The organism is Prauserella halophila (assembly GCF_024171895.1).
Lineage (GTDB): Bacteria > Actinomycetota > Actinomycetes > Mycobacteriales > Pseudonocardiaceae > Prauserella > Prauserella halophila.
This window is the reverse complement of sequence record NZ_JAMTCQ010000013.1, coordinates 100,196-116,915: the sequence shown is the minus strand read 5'-3', so window position 1 is coordinate 116,915 and position 16,720 is coordinate 100,196. Positions and strand designations below refer to the sequence as shown.

19 protein-coding genes are annotated in these 16,720 nt (G+C 70.2%); 10 read left to right on the top strand and 9 right to left on the bottom strand.

All coding sequences use genetic code 11. The annotated features are described in order from the left end of the window. Nucleotides 1-161 precede the first annotated feature (161 nt). The 5 genes from LY41_RS19865 to pcaH are packed head-to-tail and all read right to left on the bottom strand — an operon-like array spanning nt 162 to nt 4,346. Nucleotides 162-1,352, bottom strand: coding sequence for a 4-hydroxybenzoate 3-monooxygenase (locus tag LY41_RS19865; RefSeq protein ID WP_253865694.1), 1,191 nt, complete (start codon nt 1,350-1,352; stop codon nt 162-164). Continuing rightward, on the bottom strand, nt 1,349-1,810 hold the full coding sequence (pcaC, locus tag LY41_RS19860) for a 4-carboxymuconolactone decarboxylase (RefSeq protein ID WP_253865693.1): 462 nt from the start codon (nt 1,808-1,810) through the stop codon (nt 1,349-1,351). The genes LY41_RS19865 and pcaC overlap by 4 nt, the downstream gene beginning before the upstream one ends. 31 nt (nt 1,811-1,841) lie before the next feature. Further along, nucleotides 1,842-3,041, bottom strand: a complete 1,200-nt coding sequence (locus tag LY41_RS19855) for a lyase family protein (RefSeq protein ID WP_253865692.1) — start codon at nt 3,039-3,041, stop codon at nt 1,842-1,844. Continuing rightward, the gene (pcaG, locus tag LY41_RS19850; protein ID WP_253865691.1) at nt 3,038-3,604 is read right to left on the bottom strand and encodes a protocatechuate 3,4-dioxygenase subunit alpha; all 567 of its coding nucleotides are present in this window, start codon (nt 3,602-3,604) and stop codon (nt 3,038-3,040) included. The genes LY41_RS19855 and pcaG overlap by 4 nt, the downstream gene beginning before the upstream one ends. Next, complete coding sequence (gene pcaH / locus LY41_RS19845) at nt 3,597-4,346, bottom strand: protocatechuate 3,4-dioxygenase subunit beta (RefSeq protein ID WP_253865690.1); 750 nt, start codon at nt 4,344-4,346, stop codon at nt 3,597-3,599. Before pcaH ends, pcaG begins: the two co-directional genes overlap by 8 nt. 68 nt (nt 4,347-4,414) lie before the next feature. Here pcaH and LY41_RS19840 point away from each other — a divergent pair, with 68 nt between their 5' ends. The 5 genes from LY41_RS19840 to LY41_RS19820 all read left to right on the top strand — a co-directional run bounded on the left by LY41_RS19840 (nt 4,415) and on the right by LY41_RS19820 (nt 8,664). Continuing rightward, complete coding sequence (locus LY41_RS19840; protein WP_253865689.1) at nt 4,415-5,182, top strand: IclR family transcriptional regulator; 768 nt, start codon at nt 4,415-4,417, stop codon at nt 5,180-5,182. A gap of 315 nt (nt 5,183-5,497) precedes the next feature. Further along, entirely contained in the window at nt 5,498-5,815 is a 318-nt protein-coding gene (locus tag LY41_RS19835; RefSeq protein WP_253865688.1) for a DUF485 domain-containing protein, read from the top strand. Then, nucleotides 5,812-7,362 (top strand): solute symporter family protein, encoded by a 1,551-nt coding sequence (locus tag LY41_RS19830; protein ID WP_253865687.1) that lies wholly within the window; start codon nt 5,812-5,814, stop codon nt 7,360-7,362. Before LY41_RS19835 ends, LY41_RS19830 begins: the two co-directional genes overlap by 4 nt. Before the next feature lie 62 nt (nt 7,363-7,424). Continuing rightward, a complete protein-coding gene (locus tag LY41_RS19825) occupies nt 7,425-7,982 on the top strand; it encodes a nuclear transport factor 2 family protein (RefSeq protein WP_253865686.1) in 558 nt (185 codons plus the stop codon). Between the two features lie 49 nt (nt 7,983-8,031). Then, nucleotides 8,032-8,664 (top strand): response regulator transcription factor, encoded by a 633-nt coding sequence (locus LY41_RS19820; RefSeq protein WP_253865685.1) that lies wholly within the window; start codon nt 8,032-8,034, stop codon nt 8,662-8,664. A gap of 18 nt (nt 8,665-8,682) precedes the next feature. Here the strand turns inward: LY41_RS19820 and LY41_RS19815 are convergent, their stop codons facing one another. The 4 genes from LY41_RS19815 to LY41_RS19800 form a co-directional block, all read right to left on the bottom strand. After that, nucleotides 8,683-9,951: an amidase gene (locus tag LY41_RS19815; RefSeq protein ID WP_253865684.1), complete on the bottom strand. Its 1,269-nt coding sequence runs from the start codon at nt 9,949-9,951 to the stop codon at nt 8,683-8,685. Then, entirely contained in the window at nt 9,948-10,226 is a 279-nt protein-coding gene (locus LY41_RS19810; protein ID WP_253865683.1) for a hypothetical protein, read from the bottom strand. Before LY41_RS19810 ends, LY41_RS19815 begins: the two co-directional genes overlap by 4 nt. Nucleotides 10,227-10,249: 23 nt before the next feature. Continuing rightward, the gene (locus LY41_RS19805) at nt 10,250-10,777 is read right to left on the bottom strand and encodes a flavin reductase (RefSeq protein ID WP_253865682.1); all 528 of its coding nucleotides are present in this window, start codon (nt 10,775-10,777) and stop codon (nt 10,250-10,252) included. 114 nt (nt 10,778-10,891) lie between these two features. Next, complete coding sequence (locus LY41_RS19800) at nt 10,892-12,400, bottom strand: PAS domain-containing sensor histidine kinase (protein ID WP_253865681.1); 1,509 nt, start codon at nt 12,398-12,400, stop codon at nt 10,892-10,894. A gap of 129 nt (nt 12,401-12,529) precedes the next feature. Between LY41_RS19800 and LY41_RS19795 the strand changes: the two genes are divergently transcribed. The 5 genes from LY41_RS19795 (at nt 12,530) to LY41_RS19775 (ending at nt 16,717) form a co-directional block, all read left to right on the top strand. Then, nucleotides 12,530-13,699 (top strand): acyl-CoA dehydrogenase family protein, encoded by a 1,170-nt coding sequence (locus LY41_RS19795; RefSeq protein WP_253865680.1) that lies wholly within the window; start codon nt 12,530-12,532, stop codon nt 13,697-13,699. Between the two features lie 75 nt (nt 13,700-13,774). Continuing rightward, nucleotides 13,775-14,155: a hypothetical protein gene (locus tag LY41_RS19790; RefSeq protein ID WP_253865679.1), complete on the top strand. Its 381-nt coding sequence runs from the start codon at nt 13,775-13,777 to the stop codon at nt 14,153-14,155. An 18-nt stretch (nt 14,156-14,173) separates the two neighbouring features. Next, nucleotides 14,174-15,451, top strand: a complete 1,278-nt coding sequence (locus tag LY41_RS19785) for an aromatic ring-hydroxylating oxygenase subunit alpha (RefSeq protein WP_253865678.1) — start codon at nt 14,174-14,176, stop codon at nt 15,449-15,451. After that, nucleotides 15,444-15,974 carry an aromatic-ring-hydroxylating dioxygenase subunit beta gene (locus LY41_RS19780; protein WP_253865677.1) on the top strand — a complete coding sequence of 177 codons (531 nt, stop codon included), beginning with the start codon at nt 15,444-15,446 and terminating at the stop codon, nt 15,972-15,974. The genes LY41_RS19785 and LY41_RS19780 overlap by 8 nt, the downstream gene beginning before the upstream one ends. Then, nucleotides 15,971-16,717 (top strand): SDR family NAD(P)-dependent oxidoreductase, encoded by a 747-nt coding sequence (locus LY41_RS19775; protein WP_253865676.1) that lies wholly within the window; start codon nt 15,971-15,973, stop codon nt 16,715-16,717. The genes LY41_RS19780 and LY41_RS19775 overlap by 4 nt, the downstream gene beginning before the upstream one ends. Nucleotides 16,718-16,720 lie beyond the last annotated feature (3 nt).

Below are 16,720 nucleotides of genomic sequence, written 5' to 3'. Positions count from 1 at the left end.
GTGTTCCTCCTGCGCCGAGAACGTGTTCGTTCGCCGCGATGCGGACGCCGCGGCGAACGGAAGCCTGTCAGTGCGGGCTACCGGGTTCAAGCCCGGCAGGAGAGGAATCCGGTCACGCGCAGCTGTGGTTCGTCGTCACCCGGAGCGACCCGGCGGCCAGGTCAGCCGGAGGGCCAGCCGGTGTAGGCCTCCGCGAGGTAGGTCGCGCCCGCCGTCGACCGCACCACCGAGCGCAGCTCCGCGACCTGGCGGCGGAGGTCGAACTCGTCGGCCCCGGGCGGCCGGTGCAGCATCGAGCTCATCCAGTACGAGAAGTGCTGCGAGCGCCAGACCCGGTCGAGCGCCCGCCGGGAGTACTCGTCCAGCGCCTCGTCGTCGCCGTCGGCTAGCGCCCGTTCGAGGGTCTCCGCAAGGACGCGCACATCGGCCAGCGCCAGGTTGAGACCTTTGGCGCCCGTCGGCGGGACGGTGTGCGCGGCATCGCCTGCCAGCACCAGGTTTCCGTAGTGCAGGGGTTCCACGACGTTGCTGCGGAACCGCAGGACCGTTTTCCCGGTGATCGGACCTTCTTCCAGCCGGTGCCCGTTCGCTCCGACCCGGGCCTGCAGTTCGGACCAGATCCGATCGTCCGACCACGCATCGACGTCCTCGTGGGGATCGCACTGGAAGTACATCCGCTGCGTCGTCTCGGTTCGCTGGCTGACCAACGCGAACCCGCGCTCGGAGTGGTTGTAGATCAGCTCCGGTGCACTCTTCGGCGCCTCGCAGAGGATGCCGAACCACGCGAAGGGATATTCCTTGCGGTACTGCCGGATCTCCGCGGGCGGAACGGCGTGGCGGCACAGGCTGTGGGAGCCGTCCGCACCGACCAGGTACCGGCACCGCACCTCGTGGGCGCTGCCGTCGGCGTCGGTGAACCGGATCGAGGGCCGTTCACCGGTGACGTCGTGGACCGTCGTGTCGCCGACGCCGAACCGCACGTCCGCACCCGCGGCGGCGCGGGCGTCGGCGAGGTCGACGAACACCTCGGTCTGCGGGTACAGCCACACCGACGCCCCGGCCAGTTCTTGGAAGTCGATGTGGTGCAGCTGCCCGCCGAAGGCGAGATACGTGCCCCGGTGCCGATCACCCTCGGCCAGGACGCGGTCGGACACCCCGGTCTCGCTGAGCAGCCGTACGCTGTCGGCCTCCAGAATCCCGGCGCGCGCGGTCCGTTCGATCTCGTCGCGGCTGCGATGGTCCACGACGACCGAGTCGATCCCGCGCCGTGCGAGGAGGTGGGAGAGCATCAGTCCCGCCGGGCCGCCGCCGACGATCCCCACGCTCGTGGTGGTGACCTCGCGCGCGCTCATGCCCCGCCGGTCCGGTCGTCGCCGTCCTCGCCGCCGCCGTCCTTGCCGGGAACCGGCTCGTCCTCGCGAAACTGTTTCTCGTCGGCCACGCGCTGCTCGTCCAACACCTGTTGTGCCACGGCGAATCCGTGGTTGGCGGCGGGAACTCCACAGTAGACGGCGCTCTGCAGGATCACCTCACGGATCTCCTCGACCGTCAGGCCGTTCGTGCGGGCCGCCCGCACGTGCATGGCGAACTCGTCCCAGTGGCCGTGGGCGAGCAGCGCCGTGAGCACCGCGACGCTGCGCATGCGCCGGTCGAGGCCGGGGCGGGTCCACACGCTGCCCCATGCATAGCGGGTGATGAGGTCCTGGAAGTCCTCGGTGAACTCGTTCTTGCGTGTTTCGGCGCGGTCGACGTGCGCGTCGCCGAGCACGTCGCGGCGCACCCGCATGCCGTCATCGTACGGGTCGGACATGACTTTCTCCCGTCGTCGGGTCGGCCGGGTCTTAGCTGCTGCGGTGGCGGTCGAGGACGGCGTCGATGAACCGGGCTGTGGCACCGAGGTACTCGGCCGGGTCATCGGGCCGTTCGCCGGCGCCGCCCCGTTCGGCGAGCAGCTGGTCCGCGGCATCGTCGGTGCGAGCCCGCATCAGGGCGGTGTCGACCTCCAGCCCCGCCGTGAGCTCGGCAGCCTGCGCTGCGGCGGTGATCGTGAGTTCGAGCAGGCGGCGAAGCGCGGGCCATTCGGTGTGCCACGCCCCGTCCGGCCGTTGATCGACGGCCTGCGCGGCCGCGAGATGCAGCTGCGCGCCGAGCTGCGGCGCCTGCAGCGCCGCACTGCGGACCAGGACGGACAGCACGGGGTTGCGCTTGTGCGGCATGGTCGACGACCCGCCGCGTCCAGGGGCAGCGCCCTCGCGGACCTCGGCGATCTCGGGCCTGCTCAGCACGCCGACGTCGGTGGCGACGACTCCGAGTGCGTCGCACACGCCGACGAGCGCGTCGCCGGCGTCGGTCACCGGGCGGCGGCGGGTGTGCCAGGGCAGTCCGGGCCATCGGAGTGCGAGTTCGGCCGCGAAGGCGCGTGCCGTCGCCACGGGATCGGTCCCGAACTCGGCCACGAGCGACAGCGTGCCCGCAGCGCCGCCGCACTGCACCGGGAGGTGGTCCCTGCGGTCCCGGACGGCGTCACGGGCGTCGAGGACACCGGCGAGCCACTGTGCCGCCGTCAGCCCGAAGGTCACCGGGACGGCGTACTGCGTGAGCGTGCGGCCGGGCATGACGGCGTCCCGGTGCCGTGCGGCCAGCGTCGCCAGCCGGTCCGCGGTGGCGCCGAGGTCCGTGCCGATCCGGTCGAATGCGTCCCTGGTCAGCAGCACGAGCGCGGTGTCCAGGGTGTCCTGGCTGGTCAGCCCGCGGTGCACGCGCGCGGCGAGGCTCTCGTCGCCGAGGGCATCGCGTAACGCCGCGACGAGCGGCACCACGGGATTGCCCGCGTCCTCGGCCTTCCGCGAGAGATCGGCGAGGTCGAGCCGCGCCCCGCTGAGTGCCTCGGCCGCGCGGTCGGCCTCGGCGGCTTCCAGCGCCCCGGTCGCGGCGAGTGCGCGCAGCCAGGCGATCTCGACCGTACGCAGGGCCTCGGCCACCGCGGCGTCGCCGATCAGTCCGGCGGCCCGGTGCGCTCCCGGTTCGAGCAGGCCGCTCATCGGTCGTGGCCCGGGAACGTCAGGAACACCGTCTCGCGCTCGCCCTGGAGCCGGATGTCGTGGTGCAGATCGCCGTCGGAATCGCGCATGGCGATCAGTGTGCCGCGGCGTTCGGCGGGCAGCCCGCTGAGCAGCGAGTCGCCGTCGAGGTTCCGGCCGGGGACGTAGATGCGGGTGAACAGCCGGTCCAGCAGGCCGCGTGCGAACACGGTCACCGCGAAGTAGGCGGCCGCGCCCTCTCCGGCCGGTGCCGGTTCGACGGTCCTGAAGGCGTAGCGGCCCGCCGTGTCGGTCGCGGCCCTGCCCCAGCCGGTGAACCGGCCGTCGCGGCGCAGCGACCCCTCGGTGGCGGGCACGCGGCCGGACGCGTCGGCCTGCCGGATCTCCAGCAGGGCGTCGGGAACCGGAGCTCCCTCGCCGTCGTACACGGTGCCGTGCAGGCGGATCGTGTCCGGTGCGCCGGTGGGTGCGAGCCGCGGGCCGTCGTCGTAAGGGAGGGCGTAGTGGAAGAACGGGCCGACGGTTTGGCCGGGGGTCGGGGCGCTCGGTGCGTGCTCACCCATCGGTGTCCTCCTCCATCGGGGTGCCGTGCGAGCCGGTCAGCACGATGTCCCAGCGGTATCCGGTGGCCCACTCGTGGGTGGTGATGTCGTGGTCGTAAGTCGCGATGAGCCGCTGTCGCGCCGTCTCGTCGGTGATGGACTGGAAGATCGGGTCGAGCGGGAACAGCGGATCGCCGGGGAAGTACATCTGCGTCACGAGCCGTTGCGTGAACTCCCGGCCGAACAGTGAGAAATGGATGTGTGCGGGCCGCCAGGCGTTGTCGTGGTTCCGCCAGGGATACGGGCCCGGTTTGACGGTCGTGAACCGGTAGCGGCCCTCGTCGTCGGTCAGGCACCGGCCCGCGCCGTGGAAGTGCGGGTCGAGCGGAGCGGGATGCTGGTCGCGCTTGTGCACGTAACGCCCGGCGGCGTTGGCCTGCCAGATCTCGACCAGCTGGCCCCGCACCGGCCGCCCTTCGGCGTCGAGGACCCGGCCGGTCACGACCATGCGCTCGCCGATCGGTTCGCCCTGGGGATGGAGGGTCAGATCCGCCTCGATCGGGTCCACATCGGACTGGCCGAAGACGGGTGCCGCGAGTTCGACGTCGTCGGGGTCGACGGTGAGGGGCTGTTTCGTGGGGTGGCGCAGCACGGAGCTGCGGTACGGGGCGAAGTCCAGGCGGGTGCGGGTTTCGCCGGGCTGCGCCGTGGTGTGGAGCTGCGCGATCTCGTCGGAGATGGACCGCTGCGTTGCGGACGTCATGACCCACATCGTGCGCGGCGATCACGCCCGGGGCTAGAGTGGGCTTTCACTCAGTGAAAGGTGGGCGAATGCCGGGCAACGTCTCGTCGCCGGGCGCGACCGTGGTGTCCCGGGTGCTGGCCGTGCTGTACGCGTTCGACAACGGGCACCGCAGACTCGGCGTCACGGAGCTGGCGCGGCGTGCCGACCTGCCCGTGCCGACGGTGCACCGCCTGCTGCGGGAACTCGTCGCGGGCGAGGCACTGACCCGGGACTCCGGCGGCCGGTACGCGATCGGCAGGCGGCTGTGGGACGTGGGCATGCTCGCCCCCGAACAGACCGAACTCCAGCAGGTCGCCTCGCCGTTCCTGAGCGACATCCACGCGGCGACCCGCGCGACCGTCCACCTCGCCGTCCGGGACGGGGCCGAGGTGCTGTACCTCGACCGGCTGTCGGGCCGGGCCTCGGTGCCGGTCGTCAGCCGCGCGGGCTCGCGGCTCCCGCTGCACTCCACCGGAGTCGGGAAGGTGCTGCTCGCCCACGCACCCGCGCAGCTGCGCGAGGACTACCTGGCCACGGACCTGCGGCGGCCGACCGTGCACACGATCACGCATCCGGAACGCCTGCGCAGGCAGCTCGCCGCGGTCCGGCGCGAGGGCTACGCGACGACCGAGGACGAGATGACCCTCGGCGCCTGCTCCATCGCCGTGCCGATCGCGCGGGCCGCATCCGGAGACGGCGAGCAGGAGGTCGTGGCCGCGTTGGGCATCGTCGTGCCCACGCTCAAACGGGAACGCACCCGGCTGCTGACCGCGCTGCAGGTCGCGGCCCGCGGCATCGGCCGCAGCCTGCCGTGAACCGGCCCGCGTGAGCCGGTCTGCGGTGAGACAGCTGCCGTGAGCCGCCTGCCCGGTGCGCAACAGCACAGTGCGTCACAGCACAGGGCACCTTCCGGCGGTATCGGGGATTTCTTTAGCGGCGGGCGGGATTTCTCCGATCCCGAAGGGGAGTAACGCTCATTGTCGGCACGGAAAGCGGGTTCGTAGCCTCTGCGAGTACCCGAACCGGTTGCGTCCGTGAGGGCTCAATGACGAGCTGGTGGTTATGTTGCCAGGCTTCGCAGTACCGGTCGACGGCCGCGGCCCTCGACCGATGACAGAAGGGGCGCGGATATGCCGCACGACGATCCCGGAGTGCCAGGGCCCGAGCCGGCCGAAACGGAATGGAACGTTTTCGACGACCTGGTCCGGAAACGGACGCGGCTCGTGGGAAAGCTTTCCGCACTGACGTGTTTGTTTTTCTTCCCGCTTCCCATTCTCGGACAGTTCACGGATGTGCTGGACGGTGTGGTCGGTAGCGGGCTCACGTGGGCGTGGATCTACGCGTTCGTGCAGTTCCCCGTCGCGCTCTTCGCCGCGGCCCGGTACTCGGTGCGTGCCAGGGAACTCGACCGGGCGTCGGAGCAGGCCTGGAAGGAGCAGCGGTCATGAACATCTATTCCGCGATCATCTTCAGCGTCCTGGTCGGGCTCACGCTGGTCATCACCTACGTCGCGGCGCGGCGGGGCAAGTCGGCCGCGGACCACTTCGTCGCCGACGGCCAGCTCACCGGCAAGCAGAACGGCCTGGCCATCGCCGGCGACTACGTGTCGGCGGCGTCGTTCCTCGGCGTGACCGGAGCGATCGCCCTGTCCGGCTTCAGCGGCTTCTACCTCGCGGTGTTCGTGCCGGTGGCGTACGTGCTCGCGCTGCTGCTGGTGGCCGAACCGCTCCGCAACCTCGGCCGGTTCACCCTCGCGGACGTGCTGGCCACCCGGTTCGACGGCCGCAGCGTCCGGGCCGTGATGGCGGGCAGCACGCTGATCATCAGCACCCTCTACCTCGTGGCGCAGTTCGTCGGTGCGGCCCTGCTCGTGCGGCTGCTGTTCGGGATCGACTACACCGTGGCCGTACTGGTGATCGGCGGCCTGACGACCGTCTACACCATGCTCGGTGGAATGCTGGCCACGAGCTGGATCCAGATCGTGAAGACCACACTGATGCTGGCCTGCGCGGTCACCCTGTTCGTGCTCGTGCTCGTCCGCTACGGGGGCAACCCGTTGGGCGTGTTCCAGGACGCGTTCGAGACGTTCGGGGCCGAGGCCGTCGCGCCGGTCCGGGAGTCCGCGCTGGCCGGTTTCGACCAGCTGTCCCAGGTGTTCGGTCTCGTGCTCGGTGTGCTGGGCCTGCCGCACGTCATGATCCGGTTCTTCACCGTCCCCAACGCTCGCGCAGCACGGTCGTCGGCGATCACCGCGATCTGGGTGTTCACCGCGTTCTATCTGATGATCCCGGTGATCGGCTACGGCGCCTCCCTGATCGTGGGGCGGGATGCGATCACGGCTCAGAATCCCGCGGGCAACCTCGCGGTCGCGCAGCTGGCCGAGACCGTCGGGGGAGGGGCGTTGCTCGCGCTCGTGTCCGCGGTGGCCTTCGTGACGATCCTCGCGGTGCTGTCCGGACTCGTCATCGCGGCATCCGGAGCCATCGCCCACGATCTGTACGCCCAGGTGATCAAACGCGGTTCGGTGACTCCGCGGGCACAGCTGGTGTCCGCACGGATCGCGACGCTGGCGACCTGTGCGGTCGGTGTGCTGCTGGCGCTGGCCGCCGTGGATCAGAACGTCGCCTTCCTCGCCTCGCTCGCGTTCGCCGTCGCCGCCAGCGCCAACCTGCCCGCCCTGCTGCTCACGATCTACTGGCGCCGGATGACGGCGCGGGCCGTGCTGTGGGGTATGGCAGTGGGACTCGTGAGCTCGATGGGGATCATCCTGCTCAGCCCCGCCGTGCTCGGCTCGTCCGCGGTCCTGGGCTTCAGCAACCCCGCACTGGTGACGGTGCCGCTGAGCCTGCTCGTGTCGATCGCCGTGGCAGTGACGGCGCCGGCCCACGGCGCGGCTGCCGAACGTGACCGTGCCGTGTTCCGCATGCTCCGGACGAAGGCGGTCACCGGGCGCGGCGGCGCCGAGGACGAGGGACAGTCCGTGGGCACGCGGTGACCGGACCAGCAGCGCCGATCGGACCGACCGTACAGCTCGATAACGAAGGAGAGATGCAACCGATGAGTGAGGACAGGACGATCGATGCGCTCGTCTCACGGGTCGAGGCGCTGGAGGCCGAGGCCGACATCCGCCGGCTGCAGGCGCGCTACATGTTCCTGTGCGACACCCCGAATCCCGAGTTCGGAGTCCGGGACGATCAGCACCGCATCGACCTCATCATGGAGCTCTACACCGAGGACGCGGTCTGGGAGGGCGTGGGCGAGTACTACGACAACCAGTTCGGCAGGGCCGAAGGCGCCGCGGCGATCCGCGCACACTTCGAGCGGTTCTGGGCAGCCGAGCGGAACCCGGCGCTCGTGCTGAACGCCCACTACCTGACGTCCGAACAGATCCGGGTCGACGGCGACACCGCCACCGGCCAATGGATCCACATGCAACCGTGGCTGTTCTCCGACGGAACGGGCCTGCTGCGGTCGAGCCGCCTGAGCAATTCCTTCCGGAAGGACGGCGGATCGTGGCGGATCACCAGGACCCGCACCGAGAACGTGTTCGTCGCGCCGCTGGGCGAGAACTGGGCGAGGGACTATCCTGCGGCCTCGGTGCTCATGAAGCCGTAGGAGGGGCGCAGCAGCCGGATCCGTCACGACCCCGCGGAAGGACAGCCCGATGCCATCGACCGAACCGTCCGGTCCGGACCCGGTCGTGCACATCGTGGACGACGACGAGGATCTGCGGCAGTCGCTGGTGTTCCTGTTCGAGAGCGTGGGGATACAGGCGCTGAGCTACCCGGACGCGACGTCGTTCCTCGACGAGTTCGACGCCGACGAGCCCGCGGTCGTCATCCTCGACATCCGCATGCCGGAGATCAGCGGATTCCAGCTGCAGGAGCGCCTGCTCGACGCCGACTACCCGGCACCGGTGATCTTCTGTTCGGCCCACGGCGACATTCCGATGTCGGTGCGGGCGCTCCAACAGGGTGCGGTCGACTTCCTGGAGAAGCCTTACCAGACACAGCGGATGCTCGAGGTCGTCCAGAAGCACCTGCACGAGGCCAAGGAGCGGTTCGCCGAGTACGCGGGACGCCGGGAGATCACGCAGCGGATCGAGACGCTCACCCACCGCGAACGCGAGGTGCTCCGGCTGGTCATCGAGGGCCTGTCCAGTCAGCTCATCGCCAAGCAGCTGGGGATGAGCGTGAAGACGGTCGACGTCCACCGTGCCCGCATCAAGTCCAAGACCGAGTCCGAGACGCTCGGCGCGCTGGTGCGGGACATCCTGCTGCACCGGGTCTCGATCTGATCCCTCCGCGGCCGGGCGTCACTCCCGGCCGCGGAGGGCACTCTCGGTCCAGCATCCGGCGGTCAGCAGGGCGTGCTCGCCGCAGGCTCTCCCGACGAGCTGCACGCCGAGCGGCAGTCCGGCGGCGTCGGCGGTCCCCGGCACGGTGACCACCGGCAGGCCGAGCGCCTGCCACGGCCTGCTGAGGATCGGGTCTCCCGTGGCCGACAGGCCCACCGGCGCCGGGCCGGGTGCGGCGGGGCCCACGACGGCGTCGTAGGACGCCGACAGGTCTGTCAGCGCGCTGCCGATCTCCGCGAGCCGGCTGCGTGCGGCGTCGTACTCGGCGGGTGCCATGGCCTCGCCGGACCGGAGCAGGGTCGCGAGCTGCTCGCTGAGACGGGACGCCACGGCCAGTTCCGCAGCGCGTTCCCGGGCGGCCTCGTAGGCCATCACGATCTTCTGGGCCGCGACCGCCTCGGCGACGAGGCCCTCTTCCGGGAACGCGTCCACGACCGCGCCCGCGTCGGCCAGCCGCCGCGCCGCCGCGTCGACCGCCTCGCGCATCCCGTCCTCGACGACACCGAGCGATTTCGCGGTCCACAGCAGCAGTCGTGGTGGGCGGGGTGCCGTCGCACCGGGATCCGCCTCGCCGGTGAGCGCGGACCAGGCCAGCGCGAGGTCGGTGACGCCGGCGGTGTACAGGCCGTGGCTGTCGAAGCTCGGGCTCAACCCGGCGGTGCCGGTCATGGGAATCCGGCCGTGGGTCAGGACCAGCGATGCCACGCCGCAGTAGGACGCGGGCCGGGTCACCGAGGCCGCGGTCTGGGTGCCCAGAGCCAGGGGGACGTGGCCCGAGGCGACGGCGGCGGCGGATCCGCTCGACGAGCCACCCGGGGTGTGGCCGAGGGCTCGCGGGTTCCGGGTGGGCCCCGGCGAGAAGTAGGCGAACTCCGTGGTGACCGTCTTGCCGACCGGAATCGCACCGGCCCGGCGCCACGCCGTGACGATCGCGGCGTCGGTGCCGGCCGGTGCGGCGTGTTCCCGCAACGACGTGCCGCATCTCGTCGGGAATCCCGCCACGTCGATGATGTCCTTGACCCCGAGCGGAACGCCGCCCAGCGGGCCGGTGGCGCGGGGCTCGGGTTCCGGATCGCGCGCCACCCAGGCGTGCACCTCGGATTCGGTGTCGGCGACGGCCGCGCGCGAGCGGGCGAGCGCGTCGGCAGGGGTGGTCCGCCCGTCGCGGAGGTCACGGTGCAGTTCGCGCAGCGACCACGGTCCCCGCGGCGCCGCCGGGCCCGTCACGCCTGATCCCAGGCCGCGTCGGCGACCCAGTAGTCCATGCCGCTCGCGCTCACGCCGTGCCGCCATTCCGAGGTGCGCCGCAGCAACGGCTCCACCGCGGCGGTCACGGCGTCGGCGGCCTCGGGCCCGTCCTCGGGAACCTGCCAGTGCACCCAGCTCCGCTCCCGGCCGTCGCGGTCGTGCTCGAAGAGGTCGACATGCCGCCAGCCGTACCCGTGCGTGTCGTTGTAGCAGGTCAGCGTCATCCGAATACCGTCGTCGTCCCGCTCGGTCACGAGACCCTCCTTCGCATGAGTGCTCACGCGCCGGTGCCCACGTGCTCGGGCGACGGCGTGGCAAGACTGTGGAACTGGCGCTGGAAATAGACGAGCGCGCCGGTGTCCGCGTGCGCGTGGACGGCGTCGACCTCGACGAACAGCACCGAATGGGAGCCGAGCGTGCGCTCGGCGACGATCCGGCCGACGACCGCGACCAGTGCGTCCTGCAGCACGGGAACGCCGTGGGTGCCGAAGTCCCAGGACCCTTCGGCGAAGCGTTCGGCGGTCGGAACCTTCGTCGCGCCGGCGAAGTGGAGCGCGAGTTCGTCCTGGTCCGCGCCGAGCACGTTGACGGCGACCCGGCCGTTGGTCGTGAAGATGTCGTGCGAGCGGCTCGACCGGTTCACACACACCAGCATCGTGGGTGGGTCGTCGGTCACCGAGCACGTCGCGCTCACCGTCATGCCGGCGGGGCCGAGCGCGCCGTCCGTGGTGATCACGTTGACCGCCGCGGGAAGTCGGGCCATCGCGGAGCGGAACTCACGCTGGGCATTGGACAGCTCTGACACGATTCCTCCTGCGACGAGCGCGTGGGCGCCGTTGTCCGGTTCCGGCTGCGACGTTACGACGCCGACCGGCGCCGTCGATATCGAGACTTCCACCGGCCCCGTTGAGGGTTTCCCCTACTCCGCGTCGTCGCGGGCGAGCGGCAGCGCGAAGCCGAACCGCGATCCGCCCTCGTCCCGCGGTTCGGCCCAGATCCGGCCGTGCTGCCGGGTGATGACGCGATAGCTGAGGGCCAGGCCGATGCCACTGCCGTACGCCTTCGAGGTGAACGACTCCTCGAACGGATCGTGGGCCAGTCCGCGACCCCGGTCGTCGACCGTGAGGACACCGAAGCCGTCGTCGATGCGGGTGGTGACCGTGAGCTGCCGCCGCTGCTGCTGGCACGAGGTCATCTCGTCGATCGCGTTGACGCAGAAGTTGAGCAGTACCTGCCCCGTGAGCACGCGTTCGCAGCGCACCATCACCGGTTCGGGATACCGGTGCACCTCGACGGTCACGCCGGCGGGCACCGCCCGGAGCCGGACGAAGTGGAGACACTGGTCGAGCACGTCGTTCAGGTCCACGACCTGGTCCACCTGCTCCAGGTGGCCGACGAACTCGCGCACCGCGTCGACGATCGTGCTGGCGCGTTCGATCTGCCCGGTCGCTCTGTCGACGCCGAACGACAGCTGGGAGGCGGCCTCGGGCGGGACCTCGCCCGCCTCGGCCAGCGACTGGCTCCGGGCCCGCACGCCTGCGAGGAAGTTCCCCGCGGCCGCGAGCGGCTGGCCCAGCTCGTGGGCGATCGCCATCGCCATGTCGCCCATCGCGTTGTACCGCGCCAGATAGTTCTCCCGGTGGAGCTCGCGCTCGCGGCGCACCTCGCCCTGAACCCGGTCGGACACGTCGTGCAGGATCATCAGCAGCGCATGGTCCCCGGCGTCCTGCACGGATTCGAGGCTCCCCTCCAGCCACACCGATGTTCCGTCGCGCTGGGGGATCTCCAGCTGGATCGGGGTCGACGGGTTCGCGCGCGCCAGCGCCTCGTCCCACGTGACCGTGCGTGCCTCCAGCCACAGCCTGCCGTACGTGGTCAGCGGGCCCAGCGGTTCGTTCGGAGCCGCGCCGATGCGCGCCACCGCCGTGTCCGTGGCGAACCGCAGTGTTCCGGCCGAATCGAGCATGAGCGCGATCGTCGACGTGTGCCGGGCCAGCGCATCGATGTACGACGTCGTCAGCCGCAGCTCCCGCTCGATCTGCTGTTCCCGCTCGATGTCGCGGAACTGCACCATGACGGCGGTGCCCCGGTCCAGTTCCACCCGGACCGCGACCGCGTCGGTGGGGATCACCCGGCCGCTTTTGGAGCGGTAGTGCCACTCGATACTGCTGGCGCCCTTGTCGACGGCCTCCTGCAGCCAGGCCCTGCCGATCACGCGGTCGTACTGCTGGGCCGAGCTGCTCATGTGGTTGGCCTTGAGCGGGCGCAGTTCGGTGACGCTCCAGCCGAGCATCTCGCACGCGGCCGGGTTCGCCCACAGGATGTTCTTGGTGCCGGCGTCGTGGATCAGGACGCAGAGTTTCGTGGCCCGCATCATCGCGACGAAGTCGTTCTCCGTGATTTCGGGCGCCTGGGGATCGACGTGCATTCAGCCAGGGTAGAACGCCCGTCGCCGGGAGTGGGGCTGAAGAAATCCCCTAGGACGGCATCGGCAATACCCAATACCGCATCCCGCTGCCGCTTCGTAGCGTCGAAGTCGGTCGAACGAGGAGGAGCAATGGTGCAGACGCGAATCCGCGAATCCGCGACAACGCGGGAACGTGGCGACGACGCCGTCACCTTCGACGACGTACTGGCGGAGCTCGAGGATCGGAAAACCGAGTTCGACGAGCAGCGGTACGTGCCGAAGGACTTCGTGGCGCGACTCAAACAGCTCGGCATCTATCGCGCGTCCACACCCGCGAAGTTCGGCGGGCAGCCGTTGCCGCCTGCCGAGTTCCTGGACCGGATCGAGCGGATCTCCGCCGTGGACGGGTCCACCGGCTGGGTCGCCAGCTTCGGTTCCGCCCTGATCTATCTGGCGGCGCTGCCACTCGAAACGCAGGCCGAGCTCTACCGGGACGGTCCCGACGTGACGTTCGCCGCCGGCCTCTTCCCGGTTCAGCCCGCCGAGGCCACCGATCGCGGGTTCCGGGTCGACGGGCGGTGGAAGTTCGCCAGCGGCTGCATGGGCGCCGACATCCTCGGGGTCGGCATTCCCGGCGATGCCTCGACCGGCGGCAAACCGCGGACGGCGCTGCTGCACCCCGACCAGGTCGAGATCGTCCAGGAATGGGACGTCGTCGGGATGCGGGGCACCGGATCGTTCGATCTGGTCGTCCGTGACACCGAGGTGCCGCGGGAGTGGACGTTCATCCGCGGCGGTGAGTCCGCTGTGGACGAACCGCTGTACCGGTATCCGGTCATCGCGTACGCCGCGCAGGTGCTGGCCGTCGTCGGGTCGGGCGTCGCCCGCGCCGCGCTCGAGCACGCCGAACAGGTCGGCAGCGGTTACGCCGGAGTGACCGGCGCTCCGAAACTGGCCGACCGGCCGCACTACCGGACCCAGGTCGCCTCGGCCGAGGCGGCGCTGCGGTCGGCCAGGGCGTGGTTCTACGACCTCAGCCACGAGGTGTGGGAAACGGTCGTGGCCGGGGATCCGGCCACCGACGAGCAGAACGCGCACCTGCGGCTGGCCTCGGCGCACCTGGCGAAGACCGCATCCGACGTCGTCGGCGATCTCGTGGAGATCTCCGGAACGGCACCGATCAACCGGAGCCACCCGTTGCAGCGGCTGCTCGGCGACGCGCTCGTGCCCAAGCAGCACGCGTTTCTCGGCCCGGCCATGTACGACTCCGCCGGGGCGGTCCTGATGGGGATGGACCCCACGACACCCGGTTTTCAGTGACAGGCGTCGCGACGCCCGCCAGCGACACCGTGAACCCTGCGACACCGTGAATCCCGTGACCACAAGGAGGCCGGCGTGACCGCGCAACCGCTTCGCGTGCTCTTCTGTATCGGAATCAACCAGAACTTCTTCGATCTTCCCGCCGACGGGGTCGGCCCCGGAGACGTCTGGAAGGCCTTCGTGTCCATGATGGACGGGATCAAGGAGATGCCGGGCGTCGACTTCATCGGCGACATGGACGACGACTCGCATCTGGTCGGACCTTCGGACGGCTGGCCGTGGACCTGTTACATCCTGGCCGACGTCGACTCCCAGGACACCGTCAAGGCCGCCTGCAACCTGTTCCGCACGACCCCGGTCGGCGACGGCGACGCGAAACTCTGGCGGTTCGCCAAGGTCGAGGCGCGGATGGGCCGGGCGCTCACGGTCCGCGACGACGTCACGCTCCCCGAATGACACGTACGGAGAAGCCGGATGAACCAGCACATCGATGACACCGCACCCGCGGACCTGGTCGCGGGGGACCGCGTGGCCGGTCGGCTCTACACCGATCCCGACATCTTCGAACGCGAGATGGCGGCCATCTTCGAGACCACCTGGGTCTGGGTCGCTCACGAGAGCGAACTGGCGACGCCGGGGAGTTTCAAGTCGACGTATGTCGGCAGGCAGCCGGTGATCGTCACCCGCGACCGCAAGAACAACCTGCACACGATGCTCAACCGGTGCCGCCACCGCGGCGCGAGCCTGTGCGAGAAGCCGCAGGGCCGTGCGAACGGATTCACCTGCCCGTACCACGCGTGGTCGTACGGCCTCGACGGAACGTTGCGCGGCATTCCGTACCCCGACGGCTACGAGGACGTCGTCGAGAAGCGGGACCTGTCCCTGCGGAAGCTGCGCACCGAGAGCTACGGCGGCATGGTCTTCGCGACCCTCGACGCGGACGCCGAACCGCTCGCCGACTTCCTCGGTGACGCGAAGCTCTGGATCGACCGGTTCATGAAGCAGGGCGGCGGATACCCGATCAAGGTGCTCGGCAAGCACCAGTTCCGGTTCAAGGGGAACTGGAAGATTCAGCTCGAGAACACCACCGACGGCTACCATTTCCCGATCGTGCACCGGTCCTGGATGGCATCGGTGGATGCCGAGACGGCGGACATGATGTCGTTCATGACCGACCCCGATGCGATCACGCACGATCTGGGCAACGGCCACAGCGTGATGCAGATGGTGCCCGAACACGCCGATCTCGACGTCGACGACGGCAGTGAGCCGGTGCAGGGCAGGTTCGACGATCTCGCCGCGGAGCTGTCGAAGTCCTTCTCCGATGCGGAAGTGCGCCGGCTGCTGCGCGCCATGCACGGCACCGGATTCAACCTCAACCTGTTCCCGAACGTGGCGATGTCGTCCGCATTTTTCCGGGTGCTGCGGCCCGTGGCCGTCGACGAGACGGTGATCGAGCACGTCGCGATCGGGCCCGACGGACCGTCCGAACTGGACCCGCTGAACCGGGAGCGGCTGCGGATCCACGAACACTTCCAGGGCCCGTTCGGGTTCGGCACGCCGGACGACGCCGAGGGCTGGGACCGGGTTCAGCGTGGGGCGCGGGCCGAACCGGCGATGCCGATCCTGGTCAACCGCGGCAGCGCGCGGGAGAAGACGAGTGCAGAGGGATGGCCGACGTCGCACGTGACCGACGAGACCGGCATGCGCGCGGCGTACAACCAGTGGAAGCGGATGATGCGCGATGACTGAAGCCACCACGGCGCCGGCCGTGGCCGAGCCCGTGAGCACGACCGATGCGAGGGCCGCCAGGGCGATCGACCTCGTGTGGCGCGAGGCCGAGCTGCTCGACCGCGCCGACTACCTCGGGTGGAACGAGCTGTTCACCGGCGACGGGTTGTACGTGGTGCCGATCGATCCGGACACCGACGATTTCGAGAACACGCTCAACATGGTCTACGACGACGCCCGCATGCGGGAGCTGCGCGTGGGACGGATGACCGAGGGCTACGCCATTGCCGCGGTCGACGCCGCCCGCACGGTGCGCACGGTGTCGCGATTCGTGCCGGAGTCGGTTTCGGACACCGAGGTGGTGCTGCGCTCGGCGCAGGTGCTGATCGCCTACAAACGACGGCGGCACGACATCTGGGCCGCCGATCTGACGCACCGGGTGCGGCTGGCCGCCGACGGTGCGGTCGGTGATCGGATCGTGCGGAAGGTCGTCCGGCTGGTCGACAGCGAGGACGCGGTGCCCGCGGCGGGGTTCCTGCTGTGAGCGCGGCACAGACCGCGGTGGTGACCGGCGGTGGAGCGGGACTCGGCGAGGCGATCGCGCGTCGTCTGCACGAGCACGGATACGGCGTCGCGATCGCCGACGTGGACGGCTACGCCGCCGACGCCGTGGCGGGACAGCTCGACGGTTCCGGGCACACGGCCAAGGGCTACGGCGTGGACGTGCGGGCCCGGGCCGCGCTGGAGGACCTGCTCTCGCGGGTGCTCACGGATTTCGGTGGCGTGCACGTGCTCGTGAACAATGCGGCGCGGACCCGGGCGACGCCGTTGCTCGAGATCACCACCGACGAACTCGACGACGTGCTGGCTGTCAACGTCGGCGGAACGTTCCAGGCGTGCCAGATCTTCGGGGCGCACTTCGCCGAACAGGGATACGGCCGCATCGTCAACATGGCGTCGCTGGCCGGTCAGAACGGCGGGACGGCGACCGGGGGTCACTACGCGTCGTCCAAGGGCGCGATCCTGTCGGCGACGAAGGTGTTCGCCCGCGAACTCGCGCCCCGGGGCGTGACGGTCAACGCGGTGTCCCCGGGCCCGCAGGACAGCCCGATGGTGCGGTCGATCGTCGGGGAGGAGAACCTCGAATCGTTCGCATCGACGATTCCGGTGGGCCAGCTCGGGGATCCGGCGTTCGTCGGCGACACGGTCGCCCTGCTCGCGTCTCCGGCTGCCGCCTCGGTCACCGGGGCGTGCTGGGACGTCAACGGTGGTCTGTATCTGCGCTGACGC

What these genes read in the sequence shown, in the direction of transcription:
- LY41_RS19795 (WP_253865680.1), top strand. Translation starts at nt 12,530, where the DNA reads ATGGTGCAGACGCGAATCCGCGAATCCGCGACAACGCGGGAACGTGGC.
- LY41_RS19835 (WP_253865688.1), top strand. Translation starts at nt 5,498, where the DNA reads ATGCCGCACGACGATCCCGGAGTGCCAGGGCCCGAGCCGGCCGAAACG.
- LY41_RS19820 (WP_253865685.1), top strand. Translation starts at nt 8,032, where the DNA reads ATGCCATCGACCGAACCGTCCGGTCCGGACCCGGTCGTGCACATCGTG.
- LY41_RS19785 (WP_253865678.1), top strand. Translation starts at nt 14,174, where the DNA reads ATGAACCAGCACATCGATGACACCGCACCCGCGGACCTGGTCGCGGGG.
- pcaC (WP_253865693.1), bottom strand. Translation starts at nt 1,810, where the DNA reads ATGTCCGACCCGTACGATGACGGCATGCGGGTGCGCCGCGACGTGCTC.
- LY41_RS19800 (WP_253865681.1), bottom strand. Translation starts at nt 12,400, where the DNA reads ATGCACGTCGATCCCCAGGCGCCCGAAATCACGGAGAACGACTTCGTC.
- LY41_RS19865 (WP_253865694.1), bottom strand. Translation starts at nt 1,352, where the DNA reads ATGAGCGCGCGCGAGGTCACCACCACGAGCGTGGGGATCGTCGGCGGC.
- pcaG (WP_253865691.1), bottom strand. Translation starts at nt 3,604, where the DNA reads ATGGGTGAGCACGCACCGAGCGCCCCGACCCCCGGCCAAACCGTCGGC.
- LY41_RS19840 (WP_253865689.1), top strand. Translation starts at nt 4,415, where the DNA reads ATGCCGGGCAACGTCTCGTCGCCGGGCGCGACCGTGGTGTCCCGGGTG.
- pcaH (WP_253865690.1), bottom strand. Translation starts at nt 4,346, where the DNA reads ATGACGTCCGCAACGCAGCGGTCCATCTCCGACGAGATCGCGCAGCTC.
- LY41_RS19855 (WP_253865692.1), bottom strand. Translation starts at nt 3,041, where the DNA reads ATGAGCGGCCTGCTCGAACCGGGAGCGCACCGGGCCGCCGGACTGATC.
- LY41_RS19825 (WP_253865686.1), top strand. Translation starts at nt 7,425, where the DNA reads ATGAGTGAGGACAGGACGATCGATGCGCTCGTCTCACGGGTCGAGGCG.
- LY41_RS19830 (WP_253865687.1), top strand. Translation starts at nt 5,812, where the DNA reads ATGAACATCTATTCCGCGATCATCTTCAGCGTCCTGGTCGGGCTCACG.
- LY41_RS19780 (WP_253865677.1), top strand. Translation starts at nt 15,444, where the DNA reads ATGACTGAAGCCACCACGGCGCCGGCCGTGGCCGAGCCCGTGAGCACG.